At 74.3% G+C, this 16099-nt stretch carries 22 protein-coding genes; 12 read left to right on the forward strand and 10 right to left on the reverse strand.

The features are described 5' to 3' along the window. Positions 1-235: 235 nt before the first annotated feature. The 3 genes from ABD345_RS13040 to ABD345_RS13050 all read right to left on the reverse strand — a co-directional run bounded on the left by ABD345_RS13040 (position 236) and on the right by ABD345_RS13050 (position 1314). Positions 236-535, reverse strand: coding sequence for a DUF2316 family protein (locus ABD345_RS13040; protein WP_344552157.1), 300 nt, complete (start codon positions 533-535; stop codon positions 236-238). A gap of 123 nt (positions 536-658) precedes the next feature. Beyond that, complete coding sequence (locus ABD345_RS13045) at positions 659-955, reverse strand: hypothetical protein (protein WP_344552158.1); 297 nt, start codon at positions 953-955, stop codon at positions 659-661. Continuing rightward, the gene (locus tag ABD345_RS13050) at positions 952-1314 is read right to left on the reverse strand and encodes a winged helix-turn-helix transcriptional regulator (protein WP_344552159.1); all 363 of its coding nucleotides are present in this window, start codon (positions 1312-1314) and stop codon (positions 952-954) included. The genes ABD345_RS13045 and ABD345_RS13050 overlap by 4 nt, the downstream gene beginning before the upstream one ends. Positions 1315-1387: 73 nt before the next feature. Here ABD345_RS13050 and ABD345_RS13055 point away from each other — a divergent pair, with 73 nt between their 5' ends. Further along, complete coding sequence (locus ABD345_RS13055; protein WP_344552160.1) at positions 1388-2041, forward strand: NADPH-dependent F420 reductase; 654 nt, start codon at positions 1388-1390, stop codon at positions 2039-2041. Between the two features lie 183 nt (positions 2042-2224). Continuing rightward, positions 2225-2797, forward strand: coding sequence for a TetR/AcrR family transcriptional regulator (locus ABD345_RS13060; RefSeq protein WP_344552161.1), 573 nt, complete (start codon positions 2225-2227; stop codon positions 2795-2797). 93 nt (positions 2798-2890) lie between these two features. On the opposite strand, the gene ABD345_RS13065 is transcribed toward ABD345_RS13060, so the two are convergent. Then, positions 2891-3313 (reverse strand): hypothetical protein, encoded by a 423-nt coding sequence (locus tag ABD345_RS13065; protein ID WP_344552162.1) that lies wholly within the window; start codon positions 3311-3313, stop codon positions 2891-2893. Between the two features lie 151 nt (positions 3314-3464). On the opposite strand from ABD345_RS13065, the gene ABD345_RS13070 reads away from it, so the two are divergent. The 3 genes from ABD345_RS13070 (at position 3465) to ABD345_RS13080 (ending at position 6285) form a co-directional block, all read left to right on the forward strand. Further along, positions 3465-4367, forward strand: coding sequence for a LysR family transcriptional regulator (locus ABD345_RS13070; protein WP_344552163.1), 903 nt, complete (start codon positions 3465-3467; stop codon positions 4365-4367). A 53-nt stretch (positions 4368-4420) separates the two neighbouring features. Beyond that, on the forward strand, positions 4421-4651 hold the full coding sequence (gene dmpI / locus ABD345_RS13075) for a 4-oxalocrotonate tautomerase DmpI (protein ID WP_344552164.1): 231 nt from the start codon (positions 4421-4423) through the stop codon (positions 4649-4651). Positions 4652-4905: 254 nt separating this feature from the next. After that, on the forward strand, positions 4906-6285 hold the full coding sequence (locus tag ABD345_RS13080; protein ID WP_344552165.1) for a glycosyl hydrolase family 28-related protein: 1380 nt from the start codon (positions 4906-4908) through the stop codon (positions 6283-6285). A 52-nt stretch (positions 6286-6337) separates the two neighbouring features. On the opposite strand, the gene ABD345_RS13085 is transcribed toward ABD345_RS13080, so the two are convergent. Next, positions 6338-7276: a carbohydrate kinase family protein gene (locus ABD345_RS13085; protein ID WP_344552166.1), complete on the reverse strand. Its 939-nt coding sequence runs from the start codon at positions 7274-7276 to the stop codon at positions 6338-6340. 473 nt (positions 7277-7749) lie between these two features. Here ABD345_RS13085 and ABD345_RS13090 point away from each other — a divergent pair, with 473 nt between their 5' ends. Continuing rightward, positions 7750-9600, forward strand: a complete 1851-nt coding sequence (locus tag ABD345_RS13090; protein ID WP_344552167.1) for a cellulase family glycosylhydrolase — start codon at positions 7750-7752, stop codon at positions 9598-9600. 110 nt (positions 9601-9710) lie between these two features. Here ABD345_RS13090 and ABD345_RS13095 read toward each other — a convergent pair whose 3' ends face one another. Continuing rightward, positions 9711-10610 (reverse strand): SAM-dependent methyltransferase, encoded by a 900-nt coding sequence (locus tag ABD345_RS13095; protein ID WP_344552168.1) that lies wholly within the window; start codon positions 10608-10610, stop codon positions 9711-9713. 115 nt (positions 10611-10725) lie between these two features. On the opposite strand from ABD345_RS13095, the gene ABD345_RS13100 reads away from it, so the two are divergent. Further along, entirely contained in the window at positions 10726-11193 is a 468-nt protein-coding gene (locus ABD345_RS13100; protein ID WP_344552169.1) for a MarR family transcriptional regulator, read from the forward strand. Positions 11194-11339: 146 nt separating this feature from the next. Then, on the forward strand, positions 11340-11696 hold the full coding sequence (locus ABD345_RS13105) for a PRC-barrel domain-containing protein (protein ID WP_344552170.1): 357 nt from the start codon (positions 11340-11342) through the stop codon (positions 11694-11696). Positions 11697-11744: 48 nt separating this feature from the next. Here ABD345_RS13105 and ABD345_RS13110 read toward each other — a convergent pair whose 3' ends face one another. Together ABD345_RS13110 and ABD345_RS13115 are read right to left on the reverse strand one after the other, a co-directional pair. After that, positions 11745-12140: an SsgA family sporulation/cell division regulator gene (locus tag ABD345_RS13110; protein ID WP_344552171.1), complete on the reverse strand. Its 396-nt coding sequence runs from the start codon at positions 12138-12140 to the stop codon at positions 11745-11747. Positions 12141-12267: 127 nt separating this feature from the next. After that, positions 12268-12639, reverse strand: a complete 372-nt coding sequence (locus ABD345_RS13115; protein ID WP_344552172.1) for an SRPBCC family protein — start codon at positions 12637-12639, stop codon at positions 12268-12270. 204 nt (positions 12640-12843) lie between these two features. Here ABD345_RS13115 and ABD345_RS13120 point away from each other — a divergent pair, with 204 nt between their 5' ends. The 3 genes from ABD345_RS13120 (at position 12844) to ABD345_RS13130 (ending at position 14873) form a co-directional block, all read left to right on the forward strand. Next, positions 12844-13749 carry an RNA polymerase sigma factor SigF gene (locus ABD345_RS13120; RefSeq protein ID WP_344552173.1) on the forward strand — a complete coding sequence of 302 codons (906 nt, stop codon included), beginning with the start codon at positions 12844-12846 and terminating at the stop codon, positions 13747-13749. Between the two features lie 161 nt (positions 13750-13910). Continuing rightward, a complete protein-coding gene (locus tag ABD345_RS13125) occupies positions 13911-14264 on the forward strand; it encodes an STAS domain-containing protein (protein ID WP_344552174.1) in 354 nt (117 codons plus the stop codon). 141 nt (positions 14265-14405) lie between these two features. After that, on the forward strand, positions 14406-14873 hold the full coding sequence (locus ABD345_RS13130) for an ATP-binding protein (protein WP_344552175.1): 468 nt from the start codon (positions 14406-14408) through the stop codon (positions 14871-14873). Between the two features lie 108 nt (positions 14874-14981). On the opposite strand, the gene ABD345_RS13135 is transcribed toward ABD345_RS13130, so the two are convergent. Together ABD345_RS13135 and ABD345_RS13140 are read right to left on the reverse strand one after the other, a co-directional pair. Further along, positions 14982-15314, reverse strand: a complete 333-nt coding sequence (locus tag ABD345_RS13135; RefSeq protein ID WP_344552176.1) for a WhiB family transcriptional regulator — start codon at positions 15312-15314, stop codon at positions 14982-14984. A 133-nt stretch (positions 15315-15447) separates the two neighbouring features. Then, a complete protein-coding gene (locus ABD345_RS13140; RefSeq protein WP_344552177.1) occupies positions 15448-15633 on the reverse strand; it encodes a hypothetical protein in 186 nt (61 codons plus the stop codon). A gap of 199 nt (positions 15634-15832) precedes the next feature. Between ABD345_RS13140 and ABD345_RS40420 the strand changes: the two genes are divergently transcribed. Next, on the forward strand, positions 15833-15910 hold the full coding sequence (locus tag ABD345_RS40420; RefSeq protein WP_464336931.1) for a hypothetical protein: 78 nt from the start codon (positions 15833-15835) through the stop codon (positions 15908-15910). Positions 15911-16099: the final 189 nt, after the last annotated feature.

Genomic DNA, 16099 nt, shown 5'->3' on the forward strand with positions numbered 1-16099 from the left:
GTCGTTCGCGCTGTTCGCGCCGTGCGCGGGCGTGCGGAACCAACCACGGATGTGCTCCTCACTCGTCGACGACCCCCGTACCCGAGCCGTCCGGGCGGGCACCGAGCCCGTGGACGGCCCCCCGGCCCCATCCTCCGCGACCTTCGGATCGCGGGCGAACGGTCGGTCGCCGCGGGTGCGCCATTCGATGGGACGTCACCCGGTGGGACGTCAAAGCACGCCCAGCGGTGGCGGATCAGGCCCGGCGCGGGGCCCGGCGCAGCGGGAACCAGCGTTCGGCCGCCGCCCGTGCCTCCTCGGTGAGCACGGTGTACGGGACGGGCTCGCGGCCCGCCGCGCGCACCAGGTCCTCCAGGTGGTCGCGCAGCAGCCAGACGTCCGCCGGGTCGGCCCCGGCGACGGCCAGCACCTGCGCCAACCGCCCGCCGTCGAAGCCGAGTTCCGCACCGGCCCGGTCGGCGTCGAGCCCGGTCAGCTCCAGGTTGGCCCGCAGCTCGGCGGCGGTGCGGGCCCGCTCCTCGTCGTTCAACGACACTGCGGCTCTCCTCCAGGGGTCCACGGGGGGCAACGGGGGTCCACGGCGCTTCCACGGCGCGGCCGGACGGCGGTCACCCGTCCCGGGCATGCTACCCAGGCCCCCGCGGCCGGAGCGCCGCGCTCACTCCCCGGCGCGGCGCCGCCGTCGGTACTCCGCCAGCCACTCGCCGACCTGCTCCTCGTCGTGCAGGTACGGGTGGGGCTCGCCGGGACCGTGCCGCAGGTCGATGCCGTAGAGCAGGTTCAGCGCCCAGAGGGAGGTCTCGTCCCGGTCCCGCTCGTCGTCCAGCAGCAGCCGCCCGGCCCAGCGGTCGACGGCGTCCCGGTCGGCCCGGCCCGCCGCGACCTCGGCGAGCCGCCACTCGATCCCGTCGACCCCGTCGGTCCCGTCGGTCCCGTCGGTCCTGTCATCCGTCACGGCCGTTCCCCCTCCTCCGCCGCCTCCTGGGCGGCCATCACCTCGTCGCCGTGCGCGAACGCCCAGGCGCCGAAGGTGTCGATGGCGGGCAGCAGGGTCCGCCCCAGCTCGGTGAGTTCGTAGGCCACGCCGGTGCTGCCGGGGCTCGGCGGGTGGCGCTCGACCAGGCCGTTGTACTGCAGGCGGCGCAGCGTCTCGGTGAGCACCTTGGAGCTGATGCCGCCGATCCGGCCGCGCAGTTCGGCGGGACGGCGCGGGCCCTCGCGCAGGGCCCAGAGCACCACGGCGTTCCAGGTGTGGGAGAGCAGGTCGAAGGCGAGGCGGGCCCGGCAGTCGGCGAGCCGTGGATCGGAAGTCACGTACCGAATGGTGCCCGACCGGCTCCCTAGGCTCGTCCCGGAAGTCGAAATCCCCTGGAAAGGACGGCTGCTGATGAGGATCGGCATTCTCGGCACGGGCAACATGGCGGACGCGCTGGGCACCCACTGGGCGCGGGCCGGGCACCGGCTCACCGTCGGCGGGCGGGACCTGGCGAAGGCCCGGCGGCTGGCCGACCGGATCGGCCACGGGACGCGGGCCGGTGACCTGCGCACGGCGGCGGCGGAGGCCGAAGTGGTGCTGGTGGCACTGCCGTTCGGCGCCGGGGCGGAGGTGGTCCGGGCGCTGGCCGCACCGCTCGCGGGGCGGACCCTGGTCGACTGCGCCAACCCCGTCGGCCCCGGCTTCCGCCTGCTGACCGGCCACGGGCCGTCCGCCGCCGAGCAGTTGGCGTCCGCCGCGCCGGACGCGCACGTGGTGAAGGCGTTCAACCTGTGCCACGAGGACGTCTGGCGGATGCGCCCGCCGGTCTTCGACGGCCGCCCGCTGGCCGTCCCGCTGTGCGGCGACGACGCCACCGCGCTGGCCCGGGTCTCCGAGCTGGTCGGCGACGCGGGCTGCACCCCGCTGCCCGCCGGCGGCCTCGACCGGGCCGGCCTGTTGGAGGCCACCGCCGCCCTGTTCATCGGCCTGTGGGTCGGCGCCGGCGCGGACGTCCAGGCCATCGCACCACCGCTGGCGTACGCGGTCGGCCCCGAAGGGAGTTGACGGCCAGTCAGGTCCTTTGCGCGTCGCCGTCGGGCGGCCGGAGGCAGTCCAGGGGCACGTGCACGCGCCCGTCCGCCGGAGCGAACCCCCGGACGGCCCGCCGGGCCTCCTCGGCCCGGCCGGTCCCGCCGAGCAGCCGGATCAGGGCGCCCCGCCCCGCCGCCCCCGTCCCCGTCCCGTCCGATGCGGGCGGACGCCCGGCGCAACTACGAGCGCATCGTGACGGTCGCCGGAACGCTCGTCGCCGAGCAGGGGGCGGACGTCTCGCTGGAGGAGGTGGCCCGGGCCGCCCGAGTGGGGTCGGCGACGCTGCACCGGCACTTCCCGTCCCGGCAGGCACTCCTGGAGGCCGTGTTCCGGGGCCGGGTGGCCGCCCTGTGCACGCGGGCCGCGGAACTCTCCGCCGCCCTGCCCCCGCAGGCCGCCCTGGTCGAGTGGCTGCACGCCCTCGGCGCCCACGCGGCGACCAACCGGGGCCTGGGCGCCGCCCTGCTGCGCGGCGCCCAGGAAGGCGGGGACGGCGATCCGGCCTTCGGTGCCGACTGCCACACGATGATCACCGACGCAGGACGGGACCTGCTGGCACGCGCCGCCGCCACCGGCACCGTCCGCCCGGACGTACCGGTCGCCCGCCTGCTCACCCTGGTCAGCGCCATCGCCACCGCCACCGAGAGCACCCCGGACGGCCCCGTCGAGGCCCGCCACCTGCTCACCCTCGCCCTGACCGGCATCCACCCCGCCCCGGGCACCCCCTGAGCCCTCGCCCCCAGCCCAAGCCCCGGCCCGGGCCCCGGCATCGGCTCCGGCCCCGGCCCCGGCCCCGGCGGCGGGCGGCGGGCGGCGGGCGGCTCAGACGGCGCGCAGCAGGTGGTCCGTCGGGACGTAGTCGATCTTCCAGTCGACGTAGACGCCCAACGCGCCGTCCCGCAGGCAGCGCAGGCCCACCGTCACCCAGCGCACCGACCCGTCGGGGGTCAGCGAGAACGCCACCGCCGCCTCGAACTCGTCTCCGCCGCACGGGCATTCGGCCGCCCCGGGCTCGGCGTCGACCCATACCTCCGCGCTGTCCGCGAGGAACGCCAGCTGTCCGCAGCGGAGGCACCCCCGCCCGGCGCAGCCCGCGCTGTCGTCCACCCAGACGGTGAACGCCCGCCCGCCGCACCCCTCGCACACGCATCCGGCGAGCAGCACCGGCCGGTACTCGGCGGCCTCGCGCAGGAACTCCGCGAGCTCCCGGGGGACGGCCGCGCCCTCCCACTGTTCCGTGTCCACCCGCCCATCCTGGCAGCACCCCCGGACATCCGACCCCGCCCGACCCCGCGCGGCGCCCCCGCCCCCCTGACCCGCCGCTCCCGGCTGCGACCATGGTCTCCGTCGGTGTCCGCCACCGGCGGGGCCCGAGCACCGAGCAGAGGGGGAGCACGTGGAGCTGCGGCAGTTGCGCTGTTTCGTCGCCGTCGCGGAGGAGCTGCACTTCGGGCGGGCCGCCGAGCGGCTGCTGCTCGGGCAGCCTGCCGTGAGCCAGCAAGTGCGGCGGCTGGAGCGGGAGTTGCGGGTGGAGCTGTTCGACCGGTCGCCCCGGTACGTGCGCCTGACGCCGGCCGGTGAGCGTTTCCTGCCCGCGGCCCGGAACGTGCTGGCGGCCGAGGACGCGGCCCGCGCCCTCGCCGCCGACCTGGCCGCGCCGACCGTGCTCCGGCTGGGTACGGTCGGCGGCCTCGGGGAGCGGCTGGACGACATCCTGGACGCCTACCGCCGCCGGGCGCCGACGGTGCGCGTCGAACTGCACTCCGCGCCCGTCCGGGAACGGCTGGCCCGCCTCGCGGACGGCCGGCTCGATGCCGCCTTCGTCCGTGGCGCGGTGGCCGGCGACGACGAGTTGCGCTACCTGCCGGTCTGGCAGGACGAGTTGGTGATCGCCCTGCCCGCCGGGCACCCGCTGGCCGAGCGGCCGGAGGTCGACCTGGCCGAACTCGCCGAACTGCCCCTGCTGTTGACCGAGCGGCGCAACCACCCGACCCTGGTCGACCTGGTGACGGACGCCTGCGAGCGGGCCGGTTTCCGGCCGCTGTTCGGCCCGCCGCACAGCACCCTGCCGAACACCCTGGCCGCGATCGGCGCCGGCACCCCGGCCTGGACGGTGGTGTACGCGGCCAACGCCCGGATGACGCACGCCCGCCGGATCGCCTTCCGCCCCTGCCGCACCCCGCTCGCCCTGCCGGTGTCGCTGGCCGTCCGGCGCTCCGCCCCGCCGCCCCGGCTGCTGCTCGAAGCCTGCCGCCGGGCTTCCCCGGCGGCCCCGAGCTGCGACGATCAGGATCCGTGATCGCTGCGAGAGCGAATCGGGTCTGGGTGCGGACGGCGCTTTCCGGTGAACTGGTGTCAGCCGGAAGGACCGGCCAGCAGGACGGAACACAGGAGCCGAAGATGCCGATCGTCACCATTCAGCAGGGCCCCCGCGAGGTCGAGCAGAAGCGCGAGCTGGTCGAGCGGGTCACCGAAGCCTTCGTCACCGCCCTGGGCTGCCCGGCCGAGAGCGTCATGGTCTGGATCCAGGAGTACCCGGGCGAGAACTGGGGCAAGGCCGGCAAGTTGATCGCCGACCTGTAGCCCGCCCGGCCGCACCGGGCGGCTCGCACCCCCGCGAACCGCCCGGGCCCCGGCACCAGCAGCATCACGGCCTCCTTCACGGTCCGCCGTCAACCTACGCGGGGCCGGGGCGGGGACGAAGCGGGGAAAGACCCGGTGGCACCCCGGCAGGGCGATTCGTCACCGACGGTAATGCCTTGACCGGCCTTCCGTGTCCGTGCGATCTTGCCCGGCGGCCGGGGAGGAACCCCGGCCTCACAAGAGGGGGGCCTAGGATGGGCGAGAACGGTTCCGCACGGAACGCCGGCGACGTGCTGCGGCGGCGGGCGCTGCTGACGGGAGCGGCGGGTGTCGCGGGCATCGCGGTGACGGCGGGCGCGCCGTCCGCCTCGGCGGCGACGACCGGGGCGAGCGGGGTCTCGGACTGGTTCAACGTCAAGGACTACGGTGCGACCGGCGACGGTTCGACCGACGACACGGCGAAGGTGCAGGCCGCGATCGACGCGGCGGCCGTCCAGGGCGGCACGGTCTACTTCCCGGCCGGCCGGTACCTGGTGAAGCCGTCGGGCGGCACGCCCGCGCTGACCGTGGGCGGCAACGGGGTGCGGCTGACCGGCGCGGGCAGCAAGGCGTCGATGCTGGTCAAGGGCGACAACGGCATGCTGCTGCGGGTCTCCGGCGCGGGCCCGGACGCCACCGGCGCGACCCACCGCCGGTACTGCTCGGTGGAGGACCTCGGTTTCAACGGCAACGGCAAGACCGGCCTGGTCATCGAGCTGTACTACAACGACAACACCGTCGTCCGGGACGTCTACATCACCAGCAACCAGGACATCTGCGTGGACGGCGTGGAGCTGTGGGACTCACGGTTCTCCAACCTGGTGGTGGAGTCCAGCACCGGCCCGCTGAACAGCTCCACCACGCCCAACATGTGGCTGCGCAACGCCTCCGCCGCCTCCGGCTGGGGTTCCAGCACCGACAACACCAACCAGGTGCACGTGACCGGCTGCCGGTTCGAGGCGTTCGGCACCGGTGCGCTGTGGATCACCGCGGGCACCGGCTCGACCAACAACCCGAACGGCATCTACGTCACGGACTGCAAGTTCGAGACCTCGCAGATGCAGGGCGGCCCGCACTTCAAGGCCGACTCCTCCAGCAAGCACGTCCACGCCAGCAACATCTACTGCTACGCGGGCAACTTCGCGCCCGGCCTCGCCACCGACCAGCAGAAGGTCCAGAACATCATCGTCTGGTCGCCGATCGCCTCCACCCTGGAGAACGTGCTGATCGCCAACGGCTCGACGGCGACGGTCAATTCGGGCGTCGCCGTGTACGCGGGCCCCAGCACCGCCGCGGTGCTGCGCAACGTGATCGGCCTGTACGGGACGGCCCCGGCCGGCGCGCACCTGTACTACGAGCTGACCTCCAGCGGCGACTTCCGGATCGAGAACAGCTACGGCAACAAGGGCGCCCAGAGCAGCGGCGCCGTCCCGCTCACCCACGCGCCGAACCCGCCGCTGCGCCAGGTCGCCGGCCCGGTCTCGGACGCCTCCTTCCAACGCGCCCCCGCCAACGGCACCTTGGCGGTGGACACCGCCAATCAGCGGCTGTACGTACGGGTCAACGGCGTCTGGAAGTCCTCGCCGCTCAGCTGATCCGCCCCCGCCCCCGCCCCGGGCCGTCGGCCCGTCAGCGGCCGTCGGCCCGTCAGAGGTCGTCGGCCCACGGCGGGTTGGCCCCGGGGACGGCGACCGTCCGGGCGGCGACCCGGGCGGCGAAGGCGCAGGCACGCTCCAGGTCCTCGGGGGTGAGCGAGTCCAGCCGCCCGCCGAGGTGCCCCTGCACGGCGAGGGAGTGCAGCAGCCCGGCGGTGAAGGAGTCGCCCGCGCCGACGCTGTCGGCCACCCGGGTCACGGGCGCGGCCACCCGGACCCGGCGGCCGTCCAGCGAGGCGAGCGCGCCGCGTTCGGCGAGCGTCACCACGACCAGCCGGGCGCCCGCCGCGTGCCAGCGGTCGCAGGCGTCCTCGGGGGCGGCGCCGGGCAGCAGGGCGTGCAGGTCGTCCTCGCTCAGGCGCAGCAGGTCGGCCAGTTCGCACCAGCGGTCGAGCCGCCGCCGGTACTGCTCGGGGGTGGCGAGCAGCGGGCGGACGTTGGGGTCGATCGACACGGTGGCGTGCGGGCGGGCCCCGGCGAGCAGTTCCTCGATCCGCGGGCCACCGGGTTCGCGGACCAGGGCGAGCGAGCCGGTGTGCAGGCAGACCGAGCCGTCCCCGCGGGCGGCGGCCAGTTCCGCCTCGGTCCACTGCCAGTCGGCGGTGCCCTCCGCGTGGAACGAGTACGTGGCGCGGCCCTCGTCGTCCAGCGCGGCCAGGGCCAGGGTGCTGGGTTCGGTGGCCGTGACGGTGCCCGTCAGGTCGACGCCGGAGCCGGTCAGGTGCTCGCGGAAGAGCCGGCCGAACGGGTCGGCCGAGATCCGGCCGACGAACCGGGTGGGCGTCCCCAGCCGGGCCAGGGCGACCGCGGTGTTGGCCGGGCCGCCGCCGGGCAGCACCCGCAGTCCGAGTTCGCCCGGCCGGGCCCCGTCCCGTTCGACGAAGGCGTCGGCGACGCACTCCCCGACCACGGTGATCTGCCGACCCGCCATCGAAACCAGCCTCCCAACAGGGCGAAAACGCACATCCGGCGGTCCGGACTCCATCACCGGTGGCCCCCCGCAGTCAACGCGCGGACCGTCAGCGGGGTCACTCCACCGTCCCCCGGCCGCCCGATGTACGTTTCAGCGCGCCACCGCGAACGACCCCCATCAAGTGGGAGCGCTCCCAAAACTCTTGACGACCCCCCGGAAGGTCTGGCTTCATATGGCAGGCCCGCGAGGGCCACGAGTGGGAGCGCTCCCGATCATCCCCCCACCACGACCGGGCCGCTCCCCCTCCGACCCCCGCTGGCCACCGCAGGACCCGACCCCCAGCACCACGAGCACCCCGCACCACGAGCACCCCCAGCACGAACACACCCAGCACGAACACCCAGCACGAACACCCAGCACCCCGAAGAACGTCTCGGACCACCCCACCCCCACCGGACGCCCCCACCCGCGTCCAGAGAGGAACGAGACCCATGCGCCTCCGACTGCACCGGCGCCTGACGCGCCGGCTGGCGGGCTGTGCCGCGGCCCTGGCCGCCGCGCTCGTCACCACGCTGACCGCCCCGGCGGTCCCGGCGGCCCAGGCCGCCACCACCGGCACCACCGCGACCGCCGCCGCCTCCAGCGCGGGGGCCGGCTACTGGCACACCAGCGGCCGGCAGATCCTCGACGAGGCCGGGAACCCGGTGCGGATCGCGGGCATCAACTGGTTCGGCTTCGAGACCTCCAACTACGTGCCCCACGGCCTGTGGAGCCGCGACTACAAGTCGATGATCGACCAGATGAAGTCGCTGGGCTACAACACCATCCGGCTGCCCTACAGCGACGACATCTTCAAGGGCACCACGCCGAGCAGCCTGAACACCTCCGGCGGGATGAACGCCGACCTGGTCGGCCTGAGCTCGCTCGGCGTGATGGACAAGCTGGTCAACTACGCGGGCAGCATCGGCATGAAGGTCATCCTGGACCGCCACCGCCCGGACTCCGCCGGGCAGTCGGCGCTCTGGTACACCGCTTCGGTGCCGGAGTCGACCTGGCTGGCGAACCTCAAGTCGATCGCCGCCCGGTACGCGGGCAACTCCGCCGTGATCGGCATCGACCTGCACAACGAGCCGCACGACCCGGCCTGTTGGGGCTGCGGTGACCTCTCCACCGACTGGCGGCTGGCCGCCCAGCGCGGCGGCGAGGCGGTGCTGGGCGCCAACCCGAAGCTGCTGATCTTCGTCGAGGGCGTGCAGAGCTTCAACGGCAGCTCGTACTGGTGGGGCGGCAACCTGCAGGGAGCGGGCCAGTACCCGGTCCAACTGAGCGTCGCCAACCGGGTGGTGTACTCGGCGCACGACTACGCGACCAGCGTGGCGCAGCAGACCTGGTTCTCCGACCCGAGCTTCCCGGCGAACATGCCGGGCGTCTGGGACAAGAACTGGGGCTACCTGTTCAACCAGAACATCGCGCCGGTGTGGGTCGGCGAGTTCGGCACCACGCTGCAGTCGACCACCGACCAGGCCTGGCTGAAGGCGCTGGTGCAGTACCTGCGGCCGACCGCGACGGCGGGTGCGGACTCCTTCCAGTGGACGTTCTGGTCCTGGAACCCCAACTCCGGTGACACCGGCGGCATCCTGAACGACGACTGGACCACCGTCAACACGGTCAAGGACAACTACCTGGCCTCGGTCAAGGCCCCGGGCTTCGGCTCCTCCACCAGTGGCGGCACCGGCGGCGACGTCCAGGCCCCGTCCGTCCCGGGCGGGTTGGCGGTCGCCGGCACCACGGCGAGCAGCGTCTCGCTGTCCTGGACGGCGTCCACCGACAACACCGCCGTCACCGGCTACGACGTGTACCGCGACGGGACGAAGGTCGCCTCGGCCACCTCGACCTCGTACACCGACAGCGGGTTGAGCGCGGCGACCGCGTACAGCTACACCGTCCGGGCCAAGGACGCGGCGGGCAACGTGTCGGCCTCCTCGGCGGCGGTGACGGCGACCACCGCGACCAGCGGTGGCAGCGGGACGAACGCCGGGTGCTCGGCGGCGATCAGCCTGAACGACTGGGGCGGCGGCCTGACCGCGACGGTCACCGTCACCAACACCGGCAGCGCGCCGGTCAAGGGCTGGCAGGTGTCCTGGGCGTGGCCCACCAGCCTGCAGATCACCGGGAGTTGGAGCGCGACCGTGACCCGCAGCGGGCCGACCGTCACCGCGACGAGCCTGTCCTACAACGGGGCACTGGCCCCGGCGGCGTCCACCTCGTTCGGCGTCCAGGCGACCCGCAGTGACGCCTCGGCCGCGGCCACCGCGACGGCGGTGTGCACCGCGACCTCCTGACCGCTCCCCGATCAGCCGCTCAAACCCCGTTCACCGTCGGCCGGTTCCTCCGGCCGGCGGTGAACGTGCTTGTGCGCGACGTCGGTTCAGCGGTTCAGTGCTTCAGCGGTTCAGGCGGTGCGGACGGCCTCCAGGAAGCCCGCGCCCTCGAAGCCGGCCGCCGGGAGTTCGCGTCCCAGCGAGGCGGCGAAGGCGTCCATCGCGGTGAAGCCGGTCCGCCAGCCGTGCGCGTCCAGCCAGTCGGCGGTGCCGGGGCCCAGGCCGCCGCGCCACAGCGCGGTCATCTCGGTGAGCCCCGCCTCGGCGGGCACCCGGGAGACGTCGCGCGCCTGCTCGGTCAGCAGGCTGCTGCCGGGGGCGGAGAGGCCGCCGACGGCGGTGAGCAGCCCGGCCGCCTGTTCGGCGTCGAGGTAGACCAGCAGCCCTTCGGCCAGCCAGACGGTGGGCCGCCCGGGGTCGAACCCGGCTGCCAGGAGCCGGTCCGTCCAGTCGGGTTCGGCCAGGTCGGCGGGTAGTGCGACCCGCTCGCAGGCCGGCTCGGCCCCCTGCTCGTCCAGGACCGACTGCTTGAAGTCGAGGACGGCCGGGAGGTCGACCTCGAACAGCCGGGTGCCGGGCGGCCAGGCCAGCCGGTAGGCCCGGGTGTCGAGCCCGGCGGCGAGCAGCACGACCTGGCGGGCGCCGGCGGCGGGCAGCCGGTCGTCGTAGAAGCGGGTGCGCATGATGCCCCTGGTCACCAGCAGCCGGGCCAGCGGCCGGTCGGGCCCGGCCGTGGGCAGCGGGGTGCCGGAGGCGGCGATGAAGGCGAGGGCGTACGGGTCGGTGAACAGCGGTTCCGGCCGGCTGCTCTCGTAGGCGCGCACCCGGGCCACCGCGAGCGCGGTCCGGGAGACGGGGCTCAGCCGCGCGGCGCGGTCGGAACCGGCCTCGGGGTCGGAGGGGTGGGAGGGGTCGGAAGGCGCGGAGGTGGGGTCGCCGGGGCCGGGGCCGACGGGCTCGTTCGTCGTCATGCCCGCAAAACTACATCGCCACAGATGCATCCGTGAAGATGTATCTGCACAGATACATCTCCCAAGATGCATCTGTGGCGATGCGGTTGTCCGTCCTCGCGGTAGCCTGTCCGCCATGGACGGCGTACGGCTTCTGCGACTGGGCAAGCGGCTCACCGAGCTCGGCCGGGCGATGGTCACCGACCACGCCTCGGCGGCCCTCACCCCGGGCGAGATCGCGGTGATCTCCGACGTCTACCAGCACCCCGGCAGCTCGGTGCAGGACATCCGGGTCCGCACCGGCTTCGCCCAGAGCCACGTCTCCACCTCGGTCGCCCGGCTGCGCGAACGCGGCCTGCTGGACGCCGCACCCGACCCCGCCGACGGGCGCCGCACCCTGCTCTCCGTCTCCGCGCTCGCCCGCGGCTACATCAGGGCCCGGGTCGCCCGCCCCGCCGAACCGCTGCTCGCCCAGGCCGTCGCCGACCCCGCGCAGGCCCGGCGGGCCGCCGAACTGCTCGACGAGCTCGCCACCCTGCTGCTCCCCGGTCCGCCTCCCGCGGCCACCCCCGAGCCCACCCCCGTCGAACCGCCCGGCGCCTGACGCGTCCGCCCGAGACCCCCGGCGCACCCGCGCCCCCGCACGTCCGACGGGCGCACTCGGAGGGGCGTCCTCCGGCACCGTCGGTGAGCATGGAACGGAAGGGACGCAACGCCCAGGGGGCCGGACCCAGCCGACGGAGGCCGTGAATGATCGAGATCGCCGACATCCGGGAGTGGCGCAACCACGACGTGGTCGACCAGGACGACAAGAAGATCGGCAGCCTGGAGAACGTCTACGTGGACACCGCCACCGACGCACCGTCCTTCGCCACCGTCACGGTCGGCATGCTCGGCCGGCACCGCCTGGTGTTCGTGCCGATCGCGGACGCGGTGGCCGGCCCCGGCTACCTGCGGGTGCCGTTCAACCGCAACGACGTGAAGAACGCGCCGTCCATCGGCACCGACGACGTGCTGGCCGCCGAGCAGGAGCCCGAGGTCTTCGCGCACTACCACCTGGAGTACGCCACCGGCACGGGCGGCGAACGCCGGCTGGCCCGCCGCTGAGCCCCGGCCGGTCCGGCCCCGTCCGCCTCGGGCGGGGCCACCGTCCGCTCAGGCCGACAGCAGCCCGGCCAACCCGCCGTCCCAGTCGATCCGCTCGAACTCGGTTCCCAGCGGCACCAGTTCGAGGGTGGCGGCGAGGAACGCGGCCAGCGCGGCGCAGTCCACGCTGAGCGCCACCGGGCCGCCCGCGCCGCCGAGCACCAGGCGCAGCGAGCCGTCGTCGAGCGGCGCGAAGTGGATGTCGCCGTCGCCGACCGGCCCGTGCAGCGCGGCGAGCAGCATCTCCCGGGACAGCACCCAGCCGGCCCCGGCCGCGCGCGGGCCGAAGTCGAGGCGCACCGCGTACGGGTCGTCGGGCCGGTAGCGCCAGTCGGTGTCGAGGTGGACGGTGGTGCCGTCGGGGGCGAGCAGGTGCAGGGTGATCCGCTCGGTGACGGGGCCCATGGCGGTGCTCCCTTCCGTTTCTCGCGGGTGGGCGAACTGCGTCTTCCGATCTTCCGTTCTTCCGTTTCACGCGGCGGGCGGCGGGCGGCGAGCAGCGGGCGGACCGCGGCGCCGCGCCGCGGCGCGGTCAGGCCGCCAGGTGCTGCCGGTGGTCCTCGACCTGGGCCTTGAAGGCGGCGAGTTCGTCGATGATCCGGCGGTCGGTGAAGCCGAGGCCCTCGACCAGGTGGTCCCAGAGCCCGTGGGGTTCGGTGTCGAGCTGGAGCATCAGCCGGGTGCTGTCCTCGGTGACCCGGTGGAAGGTGACGACTCCGGAGTGTCCGGGCAGCTCGGGGCCGCCGCTCCAGGCGATCCGGTCGAGCGGCAGCACCTCGGTCGCGGTGGCGCCGCGCCCGGCTCCGCCGCGCATGCAGGCGGGGAGCGGCTCGTAGTCGGTCCACTCGCGGTAGACGGCGCTGATCGGCGCGTCGATCTCGACGGATTCCTCTATCCGACCCATGGGTTTCCCTCCTCCGCGGGGGCGGCCGCCGGTGCGGTCCGCGTCGGAGGGCCGTGTGCCCCGGCCGCCGGGGCGCATGCACGATCGAAGGGGGGCAAACGCCTCCGCATTTGCTTCACATAAACTTCACAGGCGAGCCTGGCATGATCGAAGGAAGCCCGGGTACCCGGGAACGGACCGGCCGGAGACGAGGAAAGGACTGGCATGCCCGTGCCCACTGATGAACTTCTCCTGACTGCCCCCATAGAGGCGTCCTCCGCCCCTGTGGAGTACCCCGCCACCGCCGCGTTCGAGGCCACCACCGTGGACCTCGACCCGGACGTGCTCGCCGACCCGGTGAACGCCACCCCCGCCGACGCCCGAGCGATGACCCGGGTGCTGCTGCGACGGCTGGCCGGCCTGGAGGAGGGCACTCGCGAGTTCAGTTACGTTCGCAACACCCTGATCGAGCTGAACCTGACCCTGGTCCGGTTCGCGATCCGCCGCTTCGGCCACAGCAAGGAGCCGTACGAGGACCTGCTGCAGGTCGGTTCGGTCGGCCTGATCAAGGCGATCGACCGGTTCGACCCGGAGCTCGGCGTCGAGTTCACCACGTACGCGGTGCCGACCATCATCGGCGAGATACGGCGCCACTTCCGGGACACCACCTGGTCCGTGCACGTGCCGCGCCGCCTGCAGGAGCTGCGCCTGGACCTGGCGAAGGCGCAGGACGCGCTGGCCCAGACCCTGGACCGCGAGCCGACCGTCGCCGACCTCGCCGAGCACCTCTCGCTGACCGAGGAGGAGGTGATCGAGGGTCTGGCCGCCGCGAACGCGCACACCGCCGGGTCGCTCGACCTGACCTCCCCGGGCGAGGGCGACGGGCAGCAGCCCGCCGAGCGGCTGGGCCAGGTGGACGGGCGGTTCGCGCTGGTCGAGAACCTGGTCGCGCTGAAGCCGCTGATCGCCCGACTGCCGGAGCGGGAGCGGCAGATCCTCGCGATGCGGTTCTGCGAGGACCTCACCCAGTCGCAGATCGGCGCCCGTCTCGGGCTGTCCCAGATGCACGTGTCCCGGCTGCTGTCCCGCACGCTGGCCAAGCTCCGCACCGGGCTCGACGCGACCGACTGACCACACCGGCCGACGCGAGTCGGTCGACTCCCTCGGTGGTGGCGGCCCCCGCCGCCACCACCGACCGCACCGGGCACCCCCGTCTCGACCGCCGCGCCCATCAGTGCGTAAGGTCGAGGCAGACCGGTCGAGGGAACAGGACGAGGATGCCAGCCGAGAACATGCCCGTGGCCCCCCTGGCGGTGGACGTCCGACGTACACCGTCCCGCGCGGCGGTGTGCGCACTGTCGGGCGATCTGGACATCGAGACCCTGGCTCCGGCCAGGGAAGCGCTCGATCTCCTGGTCGCCGAACGCCCCCGGGCGCTGATCGTCGACCTGGGACGGGTCGACTTCTGCGACTCGTCCGGGCTGAACCTGCTGCTCCAGACCCGGATGGCAGCCGCCGACGGAGGGGTCTCCTTCCACCTGGCGGCGCTGTCCGGGCCGGTCCAGCACCTGCTCGAACTGACCGGTGCGAAGGCCGTGTTCGCCATCCACGAGACGGTGGAAGCGGCCATCGCCACGGACGGCTGACCCGCCCTCCGGCACCGTCCGCCACCCGCCGTACCCGTACTGTCGGCCGCACCGGGCATAATCCTGGCGCAGCCGGGAAACCGATCCGTGAGAGCGACCCGTGAGCCTGTGAGAGCGCCGTCGAAAGCGAAGGGAACCCACGTGACACCGAGCCGGGGAACCCTGGACGGCGACCGTCCGGACGCCGGGGCGGTCCTGCCGCCCGGCGGGCAGCGTCGGCGCCTACGACTGGTGGGCGTGCCGCGCCCGGTGGCCCGGGCCCGGGCGTTCACCACGGAGGCCCTCGGCGACTGGTCCTGGTCCACCCCGCCCGACCCGGACCTCGCCGAGGACGTCGTGCTGCTGGTCGCCGAGCTCGTCGGCAACGCGATGCTGCACGCCGGCGGCCCGCTCGAACTCGTCCTCCACGCGACGCCCGAGCGGCTGCGGATCGAGGTCTCCGACGGCTCCGAGACCCTGCCGGCGCTGCGCACCCCGCACCTGCCCGGCCTGCCCGGCGGCCACGGCCTGTACATCGTGCAGCGCACCGCCGACCGCTGGGGCGCGGACCGGCACGCCCAGGGCAAGTCCATCTGGGCCGAGATCGACGCCACCCGCCTGCTGGCCTGACCGCACTCAGCCGGTCCGGCCACCCGCACCCACCGGAGAACGACGCACGACGGAGGCCGGTCCCCACCCGGGGACCGGCCTCCGTCGTGCTCCGCGCCCGCCGCCCGCTCAGCGGGTGCGGGCGCGGGCGAGCGTGCGGGCGCGGTTGCGGTTGCGGTTGCGGTTGCGCCGGCGGCGCAGCATGCCGCGCCGCTCCTCCTCGGTGCAGCCGCCCCAGACGCCGTAGCGCTCGCGGGCGGCCAGCGCGTGCAGCAGGCAGCGCTCGCGGACGGGGCAGCGGGCGCAGACGGCCTTGGCGGCGCGGTCGCGGTCGTCGTGGGCCTGGCCGCGTTCCCCGGCGGGGTGGAAGAACAGCTGGGAGTCGGCGGCGCGGCAGGCGCCGTCGAGCTGCCAGTCCCACTCCTCCTCCAGCGCGCCGGGCAGGTGGGAGATCACGGTCATCGGGGTGCTCCTTCCGCCGGACGGTCGGATCAACGGTTTGACGGACGAACGGACGAATGCCCTGTCCGTCTAACCGGGATCCGCCGGGCGAAGCACCCGGGGCCGCACCCGCTTCGAGCACCCCGGCCGCGGCTCAGCCGTGGTCGTCCTCCGGCGGCGAGGAGACCGGGACGGCGAACTCGGGGCCGTCCTCGGGGGTCTTCTCGTTCTCGTCCGGCGGCGGCGAGCCCTCCGCGGTCATCCGGGCCTCGGGCGTCTCGGTGGGCGGCCACTCGTCGGCCGGCGCGTCCTGGTGGGTCCCGTGCGTGTGGTGCGACATCGTGCCTCCGCTACTCCGTCTCGGCCCCCTGTCCTCCATCCTGGTCCCCGGGCCGTCCGGCCGCCGCCCGACCGGCACCGCGCGTCGCGCAGCGCCCGGGCCCGGGCCCGGGCCGGCCGCCTGGTCCGGCTGGCGGGTTCGGCGCGCACGGGGCACCGTGGACGGGGGGCCGTTGTGCACCGCCGTGAGAGGAGAGGCCATGTCGTCGAAGCGCCGCCGCAAGAAGAAGGCCCGCGCGAGGCGCGGAGCGAACCACGGCCGCCGGCCCCAGTGCTGACGTCCGGGCGCCCCGCACCCACCGCTGACCACTGACGACGCCGGAGCGGCCGTCGTACCGGAAACCCAGCCCCGGTACGGCGGTCGCTCCCCCGCGTTCCCCGCTCCCGTTCCCTTCCCGACCGCCTTCCCGCGCCCCGCCCCCTTCCCGCCGCCGCGCTCCTCGCCGCCGTGGCCCGCGCGGGAGTCC

This window comes from Kitasatospora saccharophila, assembly GCF_039529925.1.
GTDB classification, from domain to species: Bacteria; Actinomycetota; Actinomycetes; order Streptomycetales; family Streptomycetaceae; genus Kitasatospora; species Kitasatospora saccharophila.

Coding starts and splice junctions, on each gene's coding strand:
- ABD345_RS13110 (WP_344552171.1), bottom strand. CDS start 12,140: ATGGGCCCCGTCACCGAGCGGATCACCCTGCACCTGCTCGCCCCCGAC.
- ABD345_RS13140 (WP_344552177.1), bottom strand. CDS start 15,633: ATGTCGCACCACACGCACGGGACCCACCAGGACGCGCCGGCCGACGAG.
- ABD345_RS13105 (WP_344552170.1), top strand. CDS start 11,340: ATGATCGAGATCGCCGACATCCGGGAGTGGCGCAACCACGACGTGGTC.
- ABD345_RS13125 (WP_344552174.1), top strand. CDS start 13,911: ATGCCCGTGGCCCCCCTGGCGGTGGACGTCCGACGTACACCGTCCCGC.
- ABD345_RS13135 (WP_344552176.1), bottom strand. CDS start 15,314: ATGACCGTGATCTCCCACCTGCCCGGCGCGCTGGAGGAGGAGTGGGAC.
- ABD345_RS13060 (WP_344552161.1), top strand. CDS start 2,225: ATGCGGGCGGACGCCCGGCGCAACTACGAGCGCATCGTGACGGTCGCC.
- ABD345_RS13055 (WP_344552160.1), top strand. CDS start 1,388: ATGAGGATCGGCATTCTCGGCACGGGCAACATGGCGGACGCGCTGGGC.
- ABD345_RS13100 (WP_344552169.1), top strand. CDS start 10,726: ATGGACGGCGTACGGCTTCTGCGACTGGGCAAGCGGCTCACCGAGCTC.
- ABD345_RS13085 (WP_344552166.1), bottom strand. CDS start 7,276: ATGGCGGGTCGGCAGATCACCGTGGTCGGGGAGTGCGTCGCCGACGCC.
- ABD345_RS40420 (WP_464336931.1), top strand. CDS start 15,833: ATGTCGTCGAAGCGCCGCCGCAAGAAGAAGGCCCGCGCGAGGCGCGGA.
- ABD345_RS13095 (WP_344552168.1), bottom strand. CDS start 10,610: ATGACGACGAACGAGCCCGTCGGCCCCGGCCCCGGCGACCCCACCTCC.
- ABD345_RS13120 (WP_344552173.1), top strand. CDS start 12,844: ATGCCCGTGCCCACTGATGAACTTCTCCTGACTGCCCCCATAGAGGCG.
- ABD345_RS13080 (WP_344552165.1), top strand. CDS start 4,906: ATGGGCGAGAACGGTTCCGCACGGAACGCCGGCGACGTGCTGCGGCGG.
- ABD345_RS13115 (WP_344552172.1), bottom strand. CDS start 12,639: ATGGGTCGGATAGAGGAATCCGTCGAGATCGACGCGCCGATCAGCGCC.
- ABD345_RS13090 (WP_344552167.1), top strand. CDS start 7,750: ATGCGCCTCCGACTGCACCGGCGCCTGACGCGCCGGCTGGCGGGCTGT.